We start from the raw sequence: 14780 nt of genomic DNA, 5'->3' as shown, positions 1-14780 counted from the left end.
CACGGAAGGGGTTACCGACAGGAGCCCCTTCCCACACCCCCGTCCCGCGCATAGACTCCAAAACTAGCACCGCTAATTTAAGCAGCGGGACCACCGCAGAACGATCCGGAGCCGTATCGTGCGCACCGTCCACTTCGCCGCCGCCCGCCGCACCCCCATCGGCAAGCTCCGCGGCGCCCTCTCCTCCGTCCGCCCCGACGACCTCGCCGCGGGCGTCGTACGCGGCCTCCTCGCCGACATTCCCCAGCTGGACCCCGCGCGGATCGACGACATCTACTGGGGCGCCGCCAACCAGGCGGGCGAGGACAACCGCAACGTGGCCCGGATGGCCGCGCTCCTCGCCGGCCTCCCCGAGTCCGTGCCGGGCGCGACCGTGAACCGGCTCTGCGCCTCCGGCCTGGAAGCCGTCACCACCGCCGCGCGGACCATCGCGTCCGGCGAGGCCGAGATCGTCCTCGCGGGCGGTTCGGAGTCGATGAGCCGGGCCCCCTTCGTACTGCCGCGGCCCGACGAGGCGCTGCCGCACCGCATGGAGACCGCCGACACCCGCCTCGGCTGGCGCCTGACGAACGCCAGGATGCGGGAGCTGCACGGCGTGCTCGCCATGGGCGAGACCGCCGAGGAGGTCGCCGAGCGCTACGGCGTGCCGCGCGAGCGCCAGGACGCCTTCGCGCTGCGCAGCCACCAGCGCGCGGCCGCCGCCCGCAAGGACGGCCACTTCGACGACGAACTGCTGCCCGTCACCCGGCAGGACGGCGTCGTCGTCGACACCGACGAGTGCGTGCGCGAGGACACCTCGTACGAGAAGCTCAGCGGCCTGCGGCCGGTGTTCCGCGCGGGCGGCACGGTCACCGCGGGCAACGCGTCACCCATGAACGACGGCGCGGCAGGACTGCTGCTCGTCAGCGAGGAGGCGCTCAACGAGCTGGGCCTGGAGTCCCTCGGCCGGTACGCCGCGGGGGCCTCGGCCGGAGTGCACCCCGACGTCATGGGCATCGGCCCCGTGCCCGCCACGCGCAAGGCGCTCGACCGCGTCGGCTGGAGCGTCGGCGACCTCCAGGAGGCCGAGTTCAACGAGGCGTTCGCCGCCCAGGCACTGGCCTGCGTGGACGCCATCGGCATCGATCCCGAACTGGTGAACCCCTCCGGCGGCGCCATCGCGCTCGGCCACCCGCTGGGCTGCTCCGGCGCCCGGATCCTCACCACGCTGCTCCACCGGATGCGCCGCACGGGCGCCTCGCGCGGACTCGCCACCATGTGCGTCGGCGTGGGCCAGGGCAGCGCGCTGCTCGTCGAGCGCGACTGACGCGGCCGGCCAGTGGTGCCCGCCCGCAGCGCCGGGCGGGCACCGCGGTTCAGCCGCAGACCGAGCCACCGCAGCCCGCACGGAAACGGAGCACCACTCCCATGGCAACGCTGTCCCTCGCCGCGATCCTCGCCGAGCCCGCCCGCCGCCACCCGGACCGCACCGCCCTCGTCGAAGGCGAACTCCGGCTCTCCTTCAAGGAGATGTGGCACGCGGCGCGCGCCCAGGCCGCGGCTCTCGTGGCGCTAGGGGTGCGGCCGGGCGACCGGGTGGCCCTGATGGCGCCCAACACCACCGAGTTCCCCACGGCGTACTACGCGATCCTCGCCGCGGGCGGCGTCGTCGTCCCCGTCCACCTGCTGCTCTCCGCGGAGGAGGTCGAGCACGTGCTGCGGGACAGCGGCGCGAGCCTGCTCCTGTGCCACCCCGCGCAGGCGGAGACGGGCGGCGCGGCGGCCGCGGCCACGGGGGTGCGCGTGCTGCGCCTGGGCGGGCAGGGCGAGTTGGCGGAACTGGCGCGGGAGACCGAGCCGCTCACGTCGTACGTCACCCGGGAGGCCGACGACCCGGCCGTCGTCTTCTACACGAGCGGCACCACCGGTGTCCCCAAGGGCGCCGTGCTCAGCCACTTCAACCTGGTGATGAACGCGACCGTCAACGCCTTCGACGCCAACGACATCCGCCCCGACGACATCGCGCTCGGCGCGCTCCCGCTCTTCCACGCCTTCGGCCAGACCGTCTCCATGAACTCGACCTGGCGGGCGGGCGCCACCCTCGTCCTGCTGCCGCGCTTCGACGCCGCGCGCGCTGTCGAGCTGATGGTGGCGGAGGGCGTGAACACCTTCCACGGCGTGCCCACCATGTTCGTCGGCCTGGTCGCGGCGGCCGCGGACGCCGCCGCGCTGCCCCGGCTGCGGGCCTGCATCTCCGGCGGCGCCTCGCTGCCCGTCGCCGTCCTCGAACGCTTCGAGAAGGCCTTCGGCACCCCCGTGTACGAGGGGTACGGGCTCTCCGAGACCTCCCCGACCGCCTCCGTCAACCAGCCCGACTTCGGCACCAGGGCGGGCACCATCGGCCACCCGCTGTGGGGCGTGGACGTGGAGATCGCCCGCGCCGACGTCGACGAGCGCGTCGAACTCCTGCCCGTCGGCGAACTCGGCGAGGTCGTCGTCCGCGGCCACAACGTCTTCTCCGGCTACCTCGGCAGGCCGGAGGCGAGCGCCGAGGCCCTGGTCGACGGCTGGTTCCGCACCGGTGACCTGGGCACCAAGGACGCCGAGGGCTTCCTGACCATCGTCGACCGCAAGAAGGACGTCATCATCCGCAGCGGCTTCAACGTCTACCCGCGCGAGGTCGAGGAGGTCCTCGCCCGCCACCCGGACGTCGCCCAGGTCGCCGTGATCGGCCTGCCCGACCCGGTGCACGGCGAGGAGATCTGCGCGGTCGTCGTCGCGGCACCCGGCGCCGCCCAGGACCCGGCGGGCATCGTCAGCTGGTCGAAGGAGCACCTGGGCAAGCACAAGTACCCGCGCCGCGTGGAGTTCACCGACGCGCTGCCGCTCGGCCCCAGCATGAAGGTGCTCAAGCGCGAGCTGCGCACCGCCTACGCCTCGTCGTGAGCATCCGGTGTGCCCCGTGTGGCCCGCGCGTTGCTCGCGGCGACCGCGGCCGCGACGAAGGACGCGACGAGCGCGCGCTGATCACGGCGTGACCACGCGATGACCATGTGGTTGGGCGGCGCGTCGACCACCGGGCGGTACACCAGGCCCGGGTGCGCGGGCTCGGCGAGCGAACGGGGGAGCACCGCGACCGTGCGCCCCACCATGATCAGCTGAATCAGCTGCGGCACGTCGGTGACCTCGGGGCCGCTGCCCTCGCTGCCCGTCCCCGTGAGGTGCGCGGCGGGGTGTGCGGTGGGGTGCGCTGTGGGGTGCATCGTGGGATGCACCTCCTTCCAGCGCGGCAGCGTCTCCCCGTCGAGGTCGGCGATGCGCAGCTCGTCGCGGGCGGCGAGCCGGTGCCCGGCCGGCAGGATCGCGACGCGTCCCTCCACCGCGAGCGTCCGGTGGTCGAGACCGGTGAGATCGTCGAACGGCGCGTACAGGAGCGCCACATCGGCCCGCCCGTCACGCACGTGGTCGGCCCGGTCGGTGGCCCCGCCGAAGAGGATGTCGACCCGGCGCGCGTCCGGCGTACGGGCGTACTCCGCGAGGATCCCCGACAGCAGATCGGCGTCGCCGCCCGGCTTGATCACCAGACGGATCCGCGCCTGCGCGTCCCCGGCGCTGCGGGCGCTCTGGGCCGCGGCGCTGACCGCGTTGAGCGCGTGCCGCCCGTGGTGCTGCAGGGCCTCGCCGGCCGGGGTGAGCGAGACGTGGCGGCTCGTGCGGACGAGCAGTGGGACGCCGAGGCGCGCCTCGATGCGCCGGATCGCCTTCGACAGCGCGGGCTGCGCGATGGACAGGCGCTCGGCGGCCCGGCCGAAGTGCAGTTCCTCGGCGACCGCGGCGAAGTACTCCAGCTCCCGTGTCTCCAGATCAGCCATGGCCCAAGCGTACCGGGATCGATTCCTGTGGTTCATCGCCGATGAACCAACAGGTCTTGGACCTCAGGGCCGCCGAGTGGCTTCAATGGACGCATGATTCACCACACGATGATCGTCTCGTTCGACTCCGACATCCCGGAAACGGAGCTGCATCAATACCTCAAGGACATCGAAGGACTCATGATGGACACCGGGCGGGTCGAGACGTTCTCGGCCCGGCAGCACATCCGCGTGGCCGGTGACGACCACAGCCCGGTCTTCGTCGCCACCGCGGTCGTCCAGCTGGGCCTCGCCGATCTGGACGCGCTGAACGCGGTCTTCGCCGTGCCGGGGATCGTGGAGCTCAGCAAGCGCTGGCAGGCCCGCTACCCGTACCAGGTCGTCTGGGCCAACCACGAGGCACTCTGACCGCACGCGGCACCCCGATCACCCGGCACCACGGGGATAGTTGGGCCTAGCATGTGTTTCCGGCATGGACATACCTCTGTGGGACCTCGGACCGGGACAGTTCGCCGCGCTCGCCGCGGCGGCGATGCTCGTCGGCTTCTCGAAGACCGCCGTCAGCGGGGCCAACACCATCAGCCTCGCGGTCTTCGCCGCGGTCCTGCCCGCCCGCGCCTCGACGGGAGTCCTGCTCCCCATCCTGATCGCGGGCGACCTCCTCGCCGTGCTCACCTACCGGCGCCACGCCCACTGGCCCACCCTGTGGCGGCTGTTCCCCGCGGTCGCCGCGGGGGTGGTCGTGGGCACCGGCTTCCTGATGTGGGCCGACGACGCGGTGATGCGTACGTCGATCGGGGCGATCCTGCTGCTCATGGCGGGCGTCACGATCGCCCGCCGCAGAGCGGCCGCCCGCGCCGAACCGGCCGACGAGGAAGTGCGGGGGAGCCGCCTCAAAGCCCCCTCCTACGGCGTGCTCGGCGGCTTCACCACCATGGTCGCCAACGCGGGCGGACCCGTGATGTCGATGTATCTCCTGTCGGCGGGCTTCCGGAAACTGGGATTCCTCGGTACGTCCGCGTGGTTCTTCCTGATCGTCAACACCACCAAGGTGCCGTTCAGCGTCGGCCTCGGCCTGATCGACGCCCACTCGCTGCTCCTGGACGCGGCCCTGGTGCTCTTCGTGGTGCCGGGCGCGGTCCTCGGGCGGTACGCCGTCGACCGCATCAACCAGCGCCTCTTCGAACAGCTGGTGATCGGCGCGACCGTGCTGGGCGGACTGCAACTCCTGCTGCGCTGAGCCGCCGGCGGCTCAGCGCGAGCCGACCGAGGCCCCTGCCGTCTCCGGGGAGAGCCCGTGCTCCAGATCCTCGGCGAGCAGCCGCTTGGCGATGGAGTCCAGAGCCACCGTGAGCTCCTTGTCCGGTGGCCTGCCGAGGTCCTTCTCGATCTCCTCGCCGAGCCACGCCGACCAGGCCCCCGAGATGACGTCCGCCTCGCGCTCACCCGCGGGCGTGAGCGAGAAGTACGTACCCGTACGCGTCAGATAGCCCTCGTCGGTCATCCGGTCGAAGACGGGGACGAGCACCTCGGGCGGGATCCTGCGCCGGGCCGCGATCAGCCCGAGATTGGCGTGCCCCACCATCCGGGTGAAGAGCGACACCTGCATGACCGCCCAGGCGCCCGCGATGTCCAGCCGGGTGTCGGAGTCCCTGATGATGCCGCGCGCGGTGTCCATGCCGACGTGGCGGATGATGTTCGCGACGCCCCGCTCCAGCAGATGCCCCGAGTCGCCGCTGGTCGGCTGCGCGAAGCCCTCACCCATGTCGGGGGCGCCCATGCGCGCGCTGTCGCGCAGCTCGACCTGCTTGAGGAAGAGCGCCACGACGAACCCGATGAGCGCGACGGGCACGGTCCACAGGAAGACGGTGTGCAGGGTGTCCGCGTAGGCCTTGACGATCGGCGCGGCCGCCGCGGCGGGCAGCTCGTGCAGCCCTTCGGGACTCTGCGCCGCCTTGCCGACGGCGGCCGGATCGCCGCCCCCGGCCCGTACGGCCGCGGCGACCCCGTCCTTGAGGTTGGGGGCGAGCGTGTTGGCGTAGATGGTGCCGAACACGGCCGTGCCGAAGGAGCTGCCGAGCGTACGGAAGAAGGTGACGCCGGACGTGGCGGTGCCCAGATCGCCGTACGGCACGGTGTTCTGCACGGCGATCGTCAGGACCTGCATGCACAGGCCGATCCCGGTGCCGAGCACGAACATGTACAGGGACTCCAGCCAGGTGCTGGTGGCGCTGCCCATGAGCGAGAGCAGATAGAGCCCGAGCGCCATCACCAGCGCCCCGACGATGGGGAAGATCCGGTACGTCCCCGTCTTGCTGACCACGTTGCCGCTGAAGATGGAGGCGATGAGCAGCCCGATCACCATGGGCAGCGTCCGCACGCCCGAGATGGTGGCCGAGTCCCCGTCGACGTACTGGAGATAGGTGGGCAGGAACGTCATCGCGCCGAGCATGGCGAAGCCCACGATGAAGCTGAGAATCGAGCAGACCGTGAAGACGGGATTGCCGAACAGTCGCATCGGCAGCATCGGTTCGGCCGCGCGCGTCTCCACGACGCAGAACAGCGCGAGCGCGATCGCGCCGCCCGCGAAGAGGCCGATGATGGTCGCCGAGCCCCACGCGTACTGGTTGCCGCCCCAGCTGGTCGCCAGGATCAGGGAGCTCGCACCGACCGCGACGAGTGCGATGCCCAGATAGTCGATGACGGGCCGTACCGCGGACTTCACCACGGGGATGGTCCGCGCGGCCGCCAGGACCACGACGATCGCGATGGGCACATTGACGTAGAACGCCCAGCGCCAGCTCAGATGGTCCGTGAAGAGCCCGCCGAGCAGCGGCCCGATCACCGTCGACACCCCGAACACCGCGCCGATCGCACCCTGGTACTTGCCGCGCTCGCGCAGCGGGATGACGTCCGCGATCAGCGCCATGGACGTGACCATCAGGCCGCCCGCGCCGATGCCCTGCATCGCCCGCCAGGCGATGAGGAGCGTCATGTTCGTGGAGAGACCGCACAGGAACGAGCCGGTGATGAAGATGATCGCCGAAAGCTGGAAGACGACCTTTCGCCCGAACAGGTCACCGAACTTGCCGACCAGGACGGTCGCGACGGTCTCCGCGAGCAGATAGGAGGTGACGACCCATGACATGTGCTCGGCGCCGCCGAGGTCCGACACGATCGTGGGCAGCGCGGTGCCGACGATGGTCTGGTCGAGGGCGGCGAGCAGCATGCCCAGCATGATCGTCACGAAGACGACGTTGCGGCGGCGCCGGTCGAGCACGGGCGGCGCCTGCGGCTGCGCCGCGACGGGAGCGGAACCGGCGGCCGACTGATCGGTGGTGGTCACACGGCCACCCTCACACCGGGACGGGGGCCGTGCATGCGGGGCGAGTCCGGTTCGGTGATGGGGCTGGCCGGGGGCCTTGGGCGGATGGGGGCTGAGGGGGCGGGCTGCGGGCTCGCCCGGGGCGGTGGCGGGGGGCCGGGTTGCGGCGTCGCTCGGGGCCGATCTGCGGGGGGCTGGCGTGGAGCGGACCCTGGGGCGGGCCCGACCCCGGCCCAGCCCCCCGTCAGCGCCGTGAGTCCTCGCGCAGGCGCGGCGCCTCCGCGGCCGCGTCGAGGGGAGTGGTGGTGTCCTCGGTGACCCGCGTCGACAACGCCGACGCCCACGCGGCCAGTTCGGCGACGCCGATCCCGTACGGCCTGGGGCGCCCCGTCGTCGCGCTCCACTCGGACACGGCTCCCGCGCCGCGCAGCAGCAGCCGCGCGCCGCCCGTGACGTTGCCGCGGGCCGAGTGCGTGAGCCCCACCGCGAGTTGCGCGAGGCCCTTCCACAGTCCGCGCTCCTCGTCGGGGCCCGTCTTCCACGCGTCCTCGAAGACCTCGTGCGCGTGGAAGGGCCGCCCCGCGTCCAGCAGGGCCTGCGCCTCGGAGACGGACTCGTCGGGCGTGCGGACGACGCCCTCGGGCTGCCGGGCGACGCCGTCCGTGCCGTACGGCAGCGGGCGCCCGAGTCCGTCGCGCGGCCGCTGGTTCCGGGCCCTGCCCTCCTCGTCTCGGTCCCGCTCGCGGCCACGGTCGTGGGGTCCAGGTGCGGTGCTCATACGGCGATTGTCGCGCGTACCTGACGGCGGTCACCGGGGAACGGAGCACCCTCGGACGTGGGGTAGAGTTCTTCTTGTGATCACGCGGAGCACCGCGCCGAACACAACGGGACGTGGCGCAGCTTGGTAGCGCACTTGACTGGGGGTCAAGGGGTCGCAGGTTCAAATCCTGTCGTCCCGACCAGCGTATTCGCAGGTCGGAGCCCGTATTGGAGTGATCCAATACGGGCTCATCCGCGTTTCTGGGGGACCAGTTGGGGACCAGTCCGGCTTGGTCGTGTCACCGTGCGGTGGCCACCTGGAGGGTCGCTGACCGGGGTGCTCGCAAGGCGGTGAGGTGGGCCGAAAGCGCGGCGCCTGCCGCGGTGATGTGCCGGGCGTCGGGGTGCGGGTAGCGCTGGGTCGTGGTGAGTGAGCCGTGCCCGGCGATTTTGCGGAGGACGTGTACTTGGACTCCGGCATCCGCGAACCAGGTCAGTCCTGTATGGCGTAGGTCGTGTCGTCGCAGGTCTCCTCGATGATGGGGACTTGCCGGGCTCGCTTGCCCGTTGGTGTCCTGGTCGATGAGCCCGCCAGGTCGGGGTGTTGTCTGGCGTCGTACGGTCCAGATCCAGTTGACGTTGTCGATGTCGCCGACGCGGCAGCCGGATACTTCGCCGATGCGGGCAGCGGTGCTCGCAGCGAAGAGCACCACTTCGCCCCAGCCCAGGTAGTGGTTGTGGGAGGCGGCCGCGAGGGCCTCGGGGAGCTGGATCAGGGTCTCCCAGTCCGGCAGCGCGAGCGCCCGTGGGTCGAGGAGTTCGTCCTCGGCCTGCTTGTACAGCTTCTGCCGGCCGGTCACCCGCGCCGGATTGACCTTGATGAGGCCATCGCGGACCGCTTGTTCCAGGACGCGTACCAGGACGGCGATGGTGTTCTTCACCGTCGAGCGGCTGCACTCTTCGGCGATCCAGTTCTGAACCGTCCGGTCGACAGCACCGTTGGTGATCGTGCGGACGGACAGATGTCCCAGAGCCGGGGTGACACGCAGTCGCCAGCCTGCGAGGTAGGGGTCGAGCGTTTTCAACTCAAGCCCGCGAAGGGCGAGATCCATGGTGGCGCCGCCGTAGTCGGCGAGCTTCATGGTGGCCAGTGAGGGGGTGAGCCCGGTCTCGGCAGCCTCGGCCATCTCCTGGATCCACGCCCACGCTTCCTCTTCGCTGGCTCTGGCCTCGGACAGCGATGCGCGCCGCTGGGTGACTGGTGGCTCGATCGAGTCGCCGGGTGGAGCTCACACCGGCAGGCCAGGCGCTGCTGCCGGAAGCACAGATGGCGGTGGAGTCGGTGGACCGTATGCGTCACGTCGCAAAGACCCAGATCCGGCGCGTCCAGGGACGGCTGGCGACCGGCTCCATCGGGGCGGAGGCCCAACAGCCCTACACCCGAGCGATTCTGGCGGAACTCCGTACACGGAACCCCGATATCAAGCTCTCCGTACACGGAACCCCGATATCAAGCTCGATGTGTGCAGTCTCGATATCGCACACCACGTCCAGGCGCTGACGCAGAGGGAGGTCGACGTAGCTCGCCGACCGGACCACCGTCACCTTGGCCGAACTGGCGGGGCGCCCGGTCGTCGACGTCCCGGTCGGACGTGTCACCTAGCACCACCGTTCTGGCCTGGATGGCTAAGAACCGTACGCTGCCCACGATCAACGCCATACGCCGTGCTGCCTCCACGGTTCTGCAAAGGGCGCCGTTCTCGGCCCCCTGCTGAACGCTCAGACGCTTCTGGTCCCGTGGTCTGCGGTGCGCAACGAGAAGGCCGGCGCCCTGGTAGCCGCCGTCGGCGATGACCGGGGCGCCGCGGCAGGCCCGGTCGACACCGGACTCCATGAACGCCCGACAGCCATTCCGGCTGCCAGGCAGCGGCACCCCCATGGCCACCACCAGGCGGCTGTTGGCGGCGATCACGACCTGCGGACTGGTCGAATACCGGTAGTTCTTGCTCGATGCGGAGATGGTTCGGTCGCGGGTGGGCACCAGGGTGCTGTCCACGACGTACACCATGTCCTTGCACGGTCGACGAGCCGGAGCGATAGCCAACAGGGGCGCGAGGTGATCCAGCCCCCGGCCGGCCGCAGACGTAGAGATTCCGAGCAGCGGCACCACCTACCGCAACGTGAGGTGCGTGCGCCAATACGAGGCCACCAGCAACACCCGGGTCGTCATACGTCGGCACCGGTACCCGTCCGACATCCGCTCCGGGACCTGGACCTCGACAAGACCGAGGCGGTCACAGCGATCCCCGAGGCACCCTCGGCTCGCGCGTTACCCGCGTTACCCGCGTCGCCCCAGCGCCGCGGCCCGGGAATGCGCCCATCCGGTGAGCAGTACGCCGACGGCGGTCAGGGAGACGTACGCGACGAGCAGCGCGGCGAAGCCGCCGGGCAGCCATCCGAGAAGGCCGGTGTGGTCGTGGTCGACGAGGAGCCGGATCAGGCCCTGCCCGAAGGTGACCATGAGCACGGCGCCGAGTATCTGCAAGTTTCTGCCTCTCGACCCCCAACGGGCCGCAGCGCTCCGGGTGTTCGCCGCCTATTACGCCCGCAGCCTCACCGACCCCGAACTCGCGGCGGTGTTCCTCCACGACGAGCAGCCGCTCGAGCGGCTCGTCGCGGCGCTCATCGCCGCGGGCGCGGCGGCGGGTGGCGCTGTCGCCGGCCTGGATCCACAGTACGAAGCGGATCTGCTGGTATCAGGCGCGATAGGGCTCGGTATGGACGTCGTCCACGGCCGACGCACCCTGGCCGACGTGCGAGCGGTCCTCGATCACCACGTCGGACGCCTTTTCCCACAGACCAACCTCCCCCAGCCGCATCCAAATCCCGGGTTGTCCAGCTGACCAAGCTGGCCGCCTCGTGGCCAGCATCAGCCTGGACAAGCGGATTCCCAGGCATCCGTCTCGCCCGGGCCGCAGTAGCCGGCCGGGGCGTGGAAGAGGGCCAGCGCGGCAAGGACCGGCCCGTCGAGTTCCCGGCCGGCGGCGTACGGCAGTTCCCCGGGGCGGCCGTGTCCGGCAGGGGCGTGTGCGTGTGGAGAGTTCCTGCGGCCGCCGGGCGGCGGGGCCTGACCTCGGCCCCGCCGTACGCGGGGGCGACAGTTAGGAGCCGAACCTGACGCTGTGGGGCAGGTCCCCGAAGAAGCTGGTGAACTGGCCGGACTGCAGGCTGCCCCAGGAGTTCGAGCAGTTGCTGTCGAAGTAGAGCGTCGCGGTGGCGTTGGTCTGGTTCGAGGCGCTGGTCGCACCGCCGTGGACGGGTTCGCACGTTTGGAGCGGCGGGTCAGTGATCTGGAAGTCCCCCACCGACGAGGAGTAGAAGAACGTGCCGCTGGCATCGGCGGCGTGCGCGCTGCTCGCGGGCAGCGCGGCAAAGAGCGCGACGGCGGTACCCGCGGTCAAGACCAGGCGGCCGAGGCGGGTCGCCGGATTGTGTGTGATGGTCATGATCGCAACGTTCCCCGCGAGACAATGGCAGAAGCCGAAGGGGGCGGTGTGCGCCCCCCATCGCACTACGAGCGCCTGCTGTTGTCCAGCGTCGTCACCTCGGCGGCCGCGCTTGGCTCGGGCCCGTCGCAGCGCGGCCGCGCGGGACACCCTCAGCCTGGCGTCGCCGCTCAGAAGGGGTGACGTCGAACGGGGTCGGCGCATCCTCGGGCACCACGACGTCGGTCCGTCGACGGGTCTCGCTGAGAGCGTCTGGAGCTGCGGTTCTGCGGCAGCTTTCGTATGCGCCGAGCCCGTGCGCCAACGACGATGACCGCTGGGCGGCTGTCCTGATCGCTTCCTCTGCCGGTGGCCTGCAGGGGCTGAAAACGCTCCTGGGCGGGTTGCGGGCCGAGCTGCCGGTACTGGTACTGGTCGCCCAGCAGCCGCAGCCGATGCGTACGGGAAGGGCATCATCGCCTGCGTGCTCACCGACACGGACAGCGAAGGCGCCCGAGGTGTGGAAGCGGTCAAGGAACACGGCGGCACGGTCATCGTGCAGGACCCCGAGACCGACGAGTTCCACGGCATGCCCACGGCAACCGTGCGTACGGCAAGGTGGACTACATTCTGCCGCTGGCCGCCATCGCCCCCGCCATCACCCACCTGATCCACGTCAACGACGCCGACGACCACGCACTCGGGCCTTTCCCGCCCAGCTGACGTTGATGACACACCTCACGGGTCCCGTGGCCCGCGGTGACCTGCCGCACTCGCGTTGAGGGGCGTGCCCGCTCGAGGCCGGGGCAGGCTCCGCGCAGTGGACCGTGGCCATACTCGACATCAGGGGGCGATGGCCTTCTTCGCCTTGCATCCCACGAAGCCGTTGGAGCTGCTCTCCACCGCCGAACTCGCTGTTGAGCATGCCCGGCTGCTCGTACAGATCGGCCAGCTGAAAACGGCCGTCACCTCGCACGCTGCCGTTGACCAGGCGATCGGCGCCGTCGTCGCCCTGGGCGGCATCCCGCCCGAAGACGCATGGCGAGTACTGCGCGATGTTTCCCAGCGCACCAACGTGAGGGTGCGCGAAGTCGCCACGCACATCCTGGAGTTCGCCCAGGCCAGGGCCATGCCAGAACACGAGCAGAGGCAGCTGCACGCGGCCGTCAGCCGCTACGCGGTGCTCCGCCGGAGGAAACCACATCGCGTTAGCGCACAGCAGTCGCAACGCCCTCTGACAGGTCCTCTGCGGGAGCGGGCGCGGGCATGCGCCAGGCCACGACCGCACCGGTCACGAGCCCCACCGCGGCCAGCAGGGTGGCGACCAGGAAGGGATCGAGGGAGTGCAGGGTCGGAGCGAATCCGATCCCGACGCAGACTGCTACCCCAGAGGCACCGCCCAGCTGGTCAGCCGCGCGCTGGACGCCCGAGGCGATCCCGGCGTCGTCCTCGGTGACGCCGCTGACTGCGACGTACTGCAGCCCCACGATGCCGAACCCCATCCCGGCCGCGATCAGGAGCATGGCTGGGATCATCGCCACCCCGCCTGCCTGCATGACCGAGACGAGCGCGATCGCGGCCATCGCGGCCGCGGTGAACCCGATGCCGGCAAGCACACACGCGCGTGCTCCCCAGCGGCCTAGCAGACGAGGCACGAGCATCGAGAATGCCATCAGCGAGACGGCCAGCGGCAGCATCGTCAGGCCCGCTCCGAGCGGCCCGATGCCCAACCGGTCCTGCAGATAGAAGGTGAACAGCAGGAACGAGGTCGACAGCGCACCGCTCAGCAGCATCGTGGTCAGGTTGGCCGCCACACGCGTGCGGTTGGCAAAGAAACGCAGCGGCAGCAGCGGGTTACGCGAGCGCGCCTCGACACGCACGAACCCCACCCCGGCGGCCACCGCCCCGGTCAGCGCCCCCGGCGCCACCCATGCCGGTGTTCCGGGTTCACCAGCCTGGACCACGCCGATGGTGAACAGCAGCGGGCAGGCGGTCAGCAGCAGTACGCCGGGAAGGTCCAGCGAGGGGGAGCCCTTGGCCACGGGCCGGTCGCCCTGGACCAGGAAGACGGTTGCCAGCAGCACGATCAGGATGAACGGGACCGAGATCAGGAAGATCCACCGCCACCCCAGGTGGACGGTGATGATTCCGGACAGGACGAATCCGAGCACGAGACCGCAGCTGGCTACCGCGGCCCACATGCTCAAGGCCCGCGACCGACGCGGGCCTTCGGGGAACATCAGGACGATGGTCGCCATCGCGGCAGGCAGCGCGATGGCCTCACCGGCGCCCTGCAGTAGGCGCGCGACCACCAGCAGGAAAAACGTGGGGGCCAGGCCGGCCAGCAGGGACGCGGCGCCGAACAGGCCGGTGCCGAGCAGCAGCACGCGCCGCCGCCCGAGCAGGTCGCCCAGCCGGCCACCGAGCATCAGCATCCCGCCACCGGTGACCGTGTACCCGACCACGACCCAGGTCAGAGTGTGTCCGTCGACATCGAAGTCGGTGCCGATCGAGGGCAGGGCGATGTTGACCACGGTCACGTCGACCGCGATGAAGAACTGCAGCATGGACATCGCGCACAGCACCAGCCATGCGCGTGCAGGGGACGGGCTGTGCCCGCGTGAAGAAAGGATGCCTGAAAGCATCAGGTGCTCCGTTGCTCAGAGAAAGCTCCGAGCAGCACGAATGTGCCGCTCCGGTCTGATCACGAAGCGGCTGGACGCCCAGGGAAGAAGGTGAGTCGAACGCCCCGCCGCTAGCGGGACGTCCTGGTCACTGCGGCGCAAGCGGCCGCACACGAAGCAGCAGACATGCCGTGAACGCTACCAGGCAGTGGACACCTGCTTCAGGCATCCGCCTGAAGCCCATGCCCCCGCTCGAAGAACCGTTCGCCAGGACTCCCTGGGTACGGAGAGCTCACGGTCGTGGAGCACCCATTCGCGCGACCTCTAAGTGATGTGCGTCGTCTTCCACTTGCCGCCCTTGACGCTGGCCTTCAGTGCGCCATCGCTGTTCACCGCGAGGGCCCCAGGGGCGACGTCCGTCTCCTCGGGCGTCTCCGTCTCCCCGGCGGGGTCACTGAGCTGGGCACCGGCCGAAGGTTCGATCTCCGCGAGTTGAGCCGCACTGAGAGGCTTTCCCGTGTCCGGGGACACAGGCGTGCCGTTGTCCCGTCCTTCCTTTTGTCCGGGGCGGAGGCGGCCGGTGACCGGATCGCGGTGCTGTACCACCTGCGAGCTGTGGTGATGCGCAATCCGATGGTGGTCCGGCCCGGCGCCGACGCGGTCGCCCGGCACGTCGCCCAGCGCGACTGCGCCGCCCGACGCAAGCGCTGGCACCTCAAGAGCAATACATTGCCGG

Annotated in this window: 14 protein-coding genes, 1 tRNA gene and 2 pseudogenes; 8 read left to right on the top strand and 9 right to left on the bottom strand. The window is 70.6% G+C overall.

Going from position 1 to position 14780, the window contains the following annotated elements; translation table 11 throughout:
• The first annotated feature begins 118 nt into the window (after nucleotides 1–118).
• Both ACIO9J_RS11055 and ACIO9J_RS11050 read left to right on the top strand, forming a co-directional pair.
• Entirely contained in the window at nucleotides 119–1306 is a 1188-nt protein-coding gene (locus tag ACIO9J_RS11055; protein WP_401996018.1) for a thiolase family protein, read from the top strand.
• A gap of 101 nt (nucleotides 1307–1407) precedes the next feature.
• On the top strand, nucleotides 1408–2925 hold the full coding sequence (locus ACIO9J_RS11050) for a long-chain fatty acid--CoA ligase (protein ID WP_401996015.1): 1518 nt from the start codon (nucleotides 1408–1410) through the stop codon (nucleotides 2923–2925).
• Here the strand turns inward: ACIO9J_RS11050 and ACIO9J_RS11045 are convergent.
• Complete coding sequence (locus ACIO9J_RS11045; protein WP_401996012.1) at nucleotides 2910–3851, bottom strand: LysR family transcriptional regulator; 942 nt, start codon at nucleotides 3849–3851, stop codon at nucleotides 2910–2912. The genes ACIO9J_RS11050 and ACIO9J_RS11045 overlap by 16 nt on opposite strands.
• A gap of 93 nt (nucleotides 3852–3944) precedes the next feature.
• Here ACIO9J_RS11045 and ACIO9J_RS11040 point away from each other — a divergent pair, with 93 nt between their 5' ends.
• Together ACIO9J_RS11040 and ACIO9J_RS11035 are read left to right on the top strand one after the other, a co-directional pair.
• The gene (locus ACIO9J_RS11040; protein ID WP_401996009.1) at nucleotides 3945–4259 is read left to right on the top strand and encodes a hypothetical protein; all 315 of its coding nucleotides are present in this window, start codon (nucleotides 3945–3947) and stop codon (nucleotides 4257–4259) included.
• 64 nt (nucleotides 4260–4323) lie between these two features.
• Nucleotides 4324–5091, top strand: a complete 768-nt coding sequence (locus ACIO9J_RS11035; RefSeq protein WP_401996006.1) for a sulfite exporter TauE/SafE family protein — start codon at nucleotides 4324–4326, stop codon at nucleotides 5089–5091.
• 12 nt (nucleotides 5092–5103) lie between these two features.
• Here the strand turns inward: ACIO9J_RS11035 and ACIO9J_RS11030 are convergent, their stop codons facing one another.
• Together ACIO9J_RS11030 and ACIO9J_RS11025 are read right to left on the bottom strand one after the other, a co-directional pair.
• Nucleotides 5104–7089 carry an MDR family MFS transporter gene (locus ACIO9J_RS11030; protein ID WP_401998477.1) on the bottom strand — a complete coding sequence of 662 codons (1986 nt, stop codon included), beginning with the start codon at nucleotides 7087–7089 and terminating at the stop codon, nucleotides 5104–5106.
• A 331-nt stretch (nucleotides 7090–7420) separates the two neighbouring features.
• Complete coding sequence (locus tag ACIO9J_RS11025; RefSeq protein ID WP_401996003.1) at nucleotides 7421–7954, bottom strand: DUF309 domain-containing protein; 534 nt, start codon at nucleotides 7952–7954, stop codon at nucleotides 7421–7423.
• A 107-nt stretch (nucleotides 7955–8061) separates the two neighbouring features.
• Here ACIO9J_RS11025 and ACIO9J_RS11020 point away from each other — a divergent pair.
• Nucleotides 8062–8138: transfer RNA gene (locus ACIO9J_RS11020), tRNA-Pro, on the top strand.
• Nucleotides 8139–8234: 96 nt separating this feature from the next.
• Here ACIO9J_RS11020 and ACIO9J_RS11015 read toward each other — a convergent pair.
• From ACIO9J_RS11015 to ACIO9J_RS11005, 3 genes and pseudogenes are all read right to left on the bottom strand, one after another.
• Nucleotides 8235–9077, bottom strand: coding sequence for a tyrosine-type recombinase/integrase (locus tag ACIO9J_RS11015; RefSeq protein WP_401996000.1), 843 nt, complete (start codon nucleotides 9075–9077; stop codon nucleotides 8235–8237).
• 614 nt (nucleotides 9078–9691) lie between these two features.
• A pseudogene (locus ACIO9J_RS11010) lies at nucleotides 9692–10222 on the bottom strand (transposase); the annotation flags it as partial.
• Between the two features lie 51 nt (nucleotides 10223–10273).
• The gene (locus tag ACIO9J_RS11005; RefSeq protein WP_401998474.1) at nucleotides 10274–10456 is read right to left on the bottom strand and encodes a hypothetical protein; all 183 of its coding nucleotides are present in this window, start codon (nucleotides 10454–10456) and stop codon (nucleotides 10274–10276) included.
• Between ACIO9J_RS11005 and ACIO9J_RS11000 the strand changes: the two genes are divergently transcribed.
• Nucleotides 10455–10838, top strand: coding sequence for a TetR family transcriptional regulator C-terminal domain-containing protein (locus tag ACIO9J_RS11000; RefSeq protein WP_401995997.1), 384 nt, complete (start codon nucleotides 10455–10457; stop codon nucleotides 10836–10838). The two genes, ACIO9J_RS11005 and ACIO9J_RS11000, sit on opposite strands and share 2 nt — an antisense overlap.
• Before the next feature lie 258 nt (nucleotides 10839–11096).
• Here ACIO9J_RS11000 and ACIO9J_RS10995 read toward each other — a convergent pair whose 3' ends face one another.
• Nucleotides 11097–11441: a hypothetical protein gene (locus ACIO9J_RS10995; RefSeq protein ID WP_401995994.1), complete on the bottom strand. Its 345-nt coding sequence runs from the start codon at nucleotides 11439–11441 to the stop codon at nucleotides 11097–11099.
• A gap of 463 nt (nucleotides 11442–11904) precedes the next feature.
• Here ACIO9J_RS10995 and ACIO9J_RS10990 point away from each other — a divergent pair, with 463 nt between their 5' ends.
• Nucleotides 11905–12090 (top strand): chemotaxis protein CheB, encoded by a 186-nt coding sequence (locus ACIO9J_RS10990; RefSeq protein ID WP_401995991.1) that lies wholly within the window; start codon nucleotides 11905–11907, stop codon nucleotides 12088–12090.
• 183 nt (nucleotides 12091–12273) lie between these two features.
• A pseudogene (locus ACIO9J_RS10985) lies at nucleotides 12274–12516 on the top strand (ANTAR domain-containing protein); the annotation flags it as partial.
• 112 nt (nucleotides 12517–12628) lie between these two features.
• On the opposite strand, the gene ACIO9J_RS10980 reads toward ACIO9J_RS10985, so the two are convergent.
• Both ACIO9J_RS10980 and ACIO9J_RS10975 read right to left on the bottom strand, forming a co-directional pair.
• Nucleotides 12629–13993: an MFS transporter gene (locus ACIO9J_RS10980; protein WP_401998472.1), complete on the bottom strand. Its 1365-nt coding sequence runs from the start codon at nucleotides 13991–13993 to the stop codon at nucleotides 12629–12631.
• Between the two features lie 375 nt (nucleotides 13994–14368).
• Nucleotides 14369–14780, bottom strand: a 412-nt coding sequence (locus ACIO9J_RS10975) for a hypothetical protein (RefSeq protein WP_401995988.1), incomplete at its 5' end; no start/stop codon positions are given.

Source organism: Streptomyces sp. NPDC087300, from assembly GCF_044744425.1.
Classification (GTDB): domain Bacteria; phylum Actinomycetota; class Actinomycetes; order Streptomycetales; family Streptomycetaceae; genus Streptomyces.
The sequence above is the reverse complement of the archived record's forward strand: the minus strand, read 5'-3'. Positions and strand labels throughout refer to the sequence as shown.

Coding starts and splice junctions, on each gene's coding strand:
- ACIO9J_RS11045 (WP_401996012.1), bottom strand. CDS start 3,851: ATGGCTGATCTGGAGACACGGGAGCTGGAGTACTTCGCCGCGGTCGCC.
- ACIO9J_RS11005 (WP_401998474.1), bottom strand. CDS start 10,456: ATGGTCACCTTCGGGCAGGGCCTGATCCGGCTCCTCGTCGACCACGAC.
- ACIO9J_RS11035 (WP_401996006.1), top strand. CDS start 4,324: ATGGACATACCTCTGTGGGACCTCGGACCGGGACAGTTCGCCGCGCTC.
- ACIO9J_RS11040 (WP_401996009.1), top strand. CDS start 3,945: ATGATTCACCACACGATGATCGTCTCGTTCGACTCCGACATCCCGGAA.
- ACIO9J_RS11050 (WP_401996015.1), top strand. CDS start 1,408: ATGGCAACGCTGTCCCTCGCCGCGATCCTCGCCGAGCCCGCCCGCCGC.
- ACIO9J_RS11030 (WP_401998477.1), bottom strand. CDS start 7,089: ATGCTGGGCATGCTGCTCGCCGCCCTCGACCAGACCATCGTCGGCACC.
- ACIO9J_RS10980 (WP_401998472.1), bottom strand. CDS start 13,993: ATGTCCATGCTGCAGTTCTTCATCGCGGTCGACGTGACCGTGGTCAAC.
- ACIO9J_RS10995 (WP_401995994.1), bottom strand. CDS start 11,441: ATGACCATCACACACAATCCGGCGACCCGCCTCGGCCGCCTGGTCTTG.
- ACIO9J_RS11015 (WP_401996000.1), bottom strand. CDS start 9,077: ATGAAGCTCGCCGACTACGGCGGCGCCACCATGGATCTCGCCCTTCGC.
- ACIO9J_RS11025 (WP_401996003.1), bottom strand. CDS start 7,954: ATGAGCACCGCACCTGGACCCCACGACCGTGGCCGCGAGCGGGACCGA.
- ACIO9J_RS11000 (WP_401995997.1), top strand. CDS start 10,455: ATGAGCACGGCGCCGAGTATCTGCAAGTTTCTGCCTCTCGACCCCCAA.